Genomic DNA, 3852 nt, shown 5'->3' on the forward strand with positions numbered 1-3852 from the left:
CGGTCTTGTTGTGTGTGTTGTTGGGCTGGGTGGGCGCGGCCCCGTGTTGGGGGGGCGCGGTGCTCGCGGCGGCCCGGCGGGGGGGGGGGGGGGGGGCGGGGGCGGGGGGGGGGCGGGGGGGGGGGGGGGGGGCCCCCCCCCCCCCCCCGCCGCGGTTGTACGGGCTGCTTAAGCCCTGATTCTTTGCCAGGCCGCGCGGTTGACGCGCGGCCTGGCCGTCTCACCGCCGTGCCTTGAGGACCCGACGGTCACTTATCGCAGATCACTGCGCCGTGATCCTGGTCCGATCAGCCACCGGCTCCAGCATCGAGGTCAGCAGGCTCGCGGCCTCGGTGTTGCCGCGTTGGACCAGCGGCCACAGCACGGCCGCCACTTCCAGCGACTGGCTGTCGGCCGGGCTGGGTGATCGTGTCTCCTGCCGCCGGGCATCGGCAACCGCGAAGGACGGTTGCCGGTCACCCGCCGGCCCGGCGGACACACCACCGGTCATGTCGGCGGGCACGGTGCCGGCCGCCTGGATGGCGACCGCACCGCTCGCGGGCATCACGGCCTTGGCAGGGCAGGCAGGGCGGTGCGCATCCGGCAGCCCGCCAGACTGCAAAGTGCGCAGCCGCCGGACCAGTGGCCTGTCCAGTTCAGCGGTGTTGCCCGCGATCGCCACCGCGAGGATCACCACGCCAGCGGCCACGAACCAACCGGGGACCTCCCCCAGCAGCAACAACCCGACCGGCAGGCCCATGATCGGCTCACCGGCGGCGAGCACACCGAACTTCTCCTTTCCGAGGTAGCCGATGGCCCGCGCCTCCAGCACCGGAGCCACGGCCACCGTGACCAGACCGGTGAGCACGGCCAGCCCGATGATGCGGGGCTGGAACCACTCCAGGCCCCCCGAGATCACCAGCCAGCCGGCCGCGCCCGGGATGGCGAGCAGGCTGGCCAGTGCCAGGCCGACCGTCTCAGCACCCCGCTCCTCCAGCCTTTCCATCGCACTGATGTTGACGGCGAAACACACCGCGGCCGCGGCGGCGAAGGCGTAGCCGAGCCAGTCGGCGTGCGCCTCCTCCTGCAGCGACATGATCCATAGGCCCGCACCGACCAGCACCGGCCAGACCACCGCGGCGTATCGGGACTCGCGCACCGCGCCTCCCACCGCCACCAGCAGCGGGCCGCAGAACGTCACCGCGATCACCGTGGCGAAACTACCCACCCGCTGAGTCGCAGCGACCAGCAGCGGCAGATAGAAGACGCTCGCTACCGCCACGCACACGATCGGCCACCGGGCCGACCTTGCCGAGGCGCGCGCCCGCCGGAACTCTTCGGCGGCCGCGCCTTTACGGCGGGACGACCGCACCGCCAGGCCGAACCTGAGCGTGGCGTATCCCGCGAGAAACAGTCCACCGAAGATCGCCCCGAGCGCGCCCGGCGCGAAGGGGAACTGCTTCTCATCTTCGGCACCCAGCGCGGAGAAGGCGTCTCCGGCAACACAGGACAGCAGCCCTAACAGGCCGATGACGACCCCTCGTAGCGTGCTGTCCCGAAGGAACCGCATCTTGGGCATGGCGAACCTCTCTGTTTGTCTCGTTCTCCCGGCAAGCCGGCGGCGGGCAGCGTCTGCCCGCGATCAGGACCGTCCCGGGATCGCGCTAAATGACAACCGTTATCAATTTCACTGTTTGTCTGCCCGGCGCCGGTTGACAGACGAGCGGCGCCCAGAGTCCCCCATCTGGCGGGCGAACCAGGGGGCGCATCCGGCCTCTCAGAAACGGTCCATTCTGAGAAGCACCCGCCCAGCAGGCCGCCGGAGCGCCACGCAGGCCGGATTTCGTCTCAGAACTCGTTCTCACACGGTTGGTGTCGGGGACATGTTCTGAGAAATGTTTGTGAGAGGATTCCGGAGATGAGCAGCACCCCGGAGACCGCCGCCCTGTCCGATGCCGATGAGGTCGAGCGCCATCCGTGCCCGCGGTGCGCCGTTCAGCCGGGCTCGCCGTGCCGGACCCGCTCCGGCGCGGTCGCCGGCACCTACCACACCGCCCGGTTCGCCAAGGTGCCCCGGCTGGCCAAGGAATTGCGGGTGCCGACGCCGTCCGACCGGGGACCGGGCCGGCCGTGGCGGCCGGGCACCCCGCCGCCGGCGCCGATCCCGGCGGACACACCGAGCGCGGACATCCGCATCGGCTACGCCCGCTGCTCCCACCTGACCCAAGAACTTCAGTCCCAGCTCGATGCCCTGGCCGCGGCTGGCATTCCGCGCGACAAGATCTTCGCCGAGAAAGTCTCCACCCGCGTACGGGTCCGCCCTGAGTTCGAGAACGCCCTGGAGGCATGCCGGCAGATCAAGGCGCACGCCCCACACTGCCGGGTCATCCTCACCGTCTACGAGATGAAGCGGCTCGGCCGCGACTCCGCCGAACTGACCGCGCTGGCCGATCACCTCACCGCGCACGGCATCGCCCTGGAAATGCTGGCCGGCCCGCTGACCGGCGTCTACGACCCGTCCGGCACTGGGCGGGTGTTGTTCGCGTTCTTCGCCGCGATGGCCGAAACCGAACGCGAGAACATCCGCGAAGCCACCCTGGAGGGGCTGAACGCCGCCGCCCGCAAGGGAAACCACGGCGGCCGGCCCCCGGTGATCACCGAGGACATGCTGCACACCGTGCTCCGCCGCCGCGCCCGCGGCGAATCGGTCGAGGACATCCGTCTGGACCTGATCATCCCGACCGGCAAGCGCAAAGGTCAGAACCCGAGCCTGGCCAGCATCTACCGAGCGCTGGCCGAACACGACAAGCGCCAGCGCTACGCCGAGGCCGTCGAGCAGGCACACACCGACTTCGCCGCCGTCCAGACCCGCGCCTGACCAGCGTTACGAGACCACGGCAGGTTTCTGGCGTATTCCGGTCCCACCCCCTCGAGGCGTCCATCGAATGATGGGGTTATATGCGCATAACCCCAATAGGGGTATAAATGAGAGGGTCATCGCGTTTCCGACCCTGAGGACCGGCCATGCCGAAGATCAACGTGTACCTGCCCGACGAACTCGCCGAAGCCGTCAAGAACGCCGACGTGCCGGTCTCCGCGATCTGCCAGCGGGCCCTGGAACAGGCCGTGCGACGGGTCACCGCGATCCGCCAGACGGCGCTGGGCGAGCTGTCATCGGACGACCTGAGCGACCGGCTGCCTTCGTTCACCCCACGGGCCCGCACCACGATCAAGCTGGCCATCGATCGGGCGTCCACAGGCGGACGTCCGAACGTCGGCACGGCGGACCTGCTGGCCGGCATCGTCGCCGAGGGCGGGAACCTCGCGTTGCACGTGCTGCGCGCCATCGACATCGACCCCGCCCAGCTCCAGCGTGACCTCGAACGGAACACGGACGCCGAGCCCGGCGGGGCGGACGACGACTCCTCGATGCGCTTCAGCGTCGCCGCCGCCGGCGCGCTCGAACTGGCGGTGACCGAGGCGACGGCGCTCGGGCACAACTACGTCGGCTGTGAGCACCTGCTGCTCGGGCTGGTCGCCGAGCCCGAGGGCACGGCCGGCCGCGTCCTGCGGTCGCTGGGCGCCGATCCCCGGCTCACCCGGCGCGCGGTCACGGCCGCGCTGGCCGGCTACGTGCACCTGCGCGCCCAGACCTCCGCCGCCGATCCCGCCCAGGCCCTGGCCGCCGCCGTACAGCGGCAGCTGCAGCCGCTCGTCGCGCGGATCGAGCGTCTGGAAGAGCGGTTCGGCACGGTGTCCGGGCAGGAGTGAACGGCATGCCGCCCCGGCCCGTAGGGACCGTTCAAAGCCCGATCGACCTCGATTCGCCCTTCTGCGCGAGCCGGTCCCGCAGGATCGCGGCGTCGCGGGCGG

Annotated in this window: 3 protein-coding genes; 2 read left to right on the forward strand and 1 reads right to left on the reverse strand. The window is 70.8% G+C overall.

The features are described from left to right. Window positions 1-262: 262 nt before the first annotated feature. Window positions 263-1558, reverse strand: a complete 1296-nt coding sequence (locus tag AB0L00_RS45735; protein ID WP_364444563.1) for an EamA family transporter — start codon at window positions 1556-1558, stop codon at window positions 263-265. A 339-nt stretch (window positions 1559-1897) separates the two neighbouring features. Here AB0L00_RS45735 and AB0L00_RS45740 point away from each other — a divergent pair, with 339 nt between their 5' ends. Together AB0L00_RS45740 and AB0L00_RS45745 are read left to right on the forward strand one after the other, a co-directional pair. Beyond that, window positions 1898-2857 (forward strand): recombinase family protein, encoded by a 960-nt coding sequence (locus AB0L00_RS45740; protein WP_364444565.1) that lies wholly within the window; start codon window positions 1898-1900, stop codon window positions 2855-2857. 146 nt (window positions 2858-3003) lie between these two features. Next, window positions 3004-3750 carry a Clp protease N-terminal domain-containing protein gene (locus tag AB0L00_RS45745; RefSeq protein ID WP_364444567.1) on the forward strand — a complete coding sequence of 249 codons (747 nt, stop codon included), beginning with the start codon at window positions 3004-3006 and terminating at the stop codon, window positions 3748-3750. Window positions 3751-3852 lie beyond the last annotated feature (102 nt).

It is taken from the genome of Actinoallomurus sp. NPDC052308, assembly GCF_040679195.1.
Classification (GTDB): domain Bacteria; phylum Actinomycetota; class Actinomycetes; order Streptosporangiales; family Streptosporangiaceae; genus Actinoallomurus; species Actinoallomurus liliacearum.

Excerpts from the sequence above, each read along its gene's own strand:
- AB0L00_RS45735 (WP_364444563.1), bottom strand. The coding sequence starts at position 1,558 with ATGCCCAAGATGCGGTTCCTTCGGGACAGCACGCTACGAGGGGTCGTC.
- AB0L00_RS45740 (WP_364444565.1), top strand. The coding sequence starts at position 1,898 with ATGAGCAGCACCCCGGAGACCGCCGCCCTGTCCGATGCCGATGAGGTC.
- AB0L00_RS45745 (WP_364444567.1), top strand. The coding sequence starts at position 3,004 with ATGCCGAAGATCAACGTGTACCTGCCCGACGAACTCGCCGAAGCCGTC.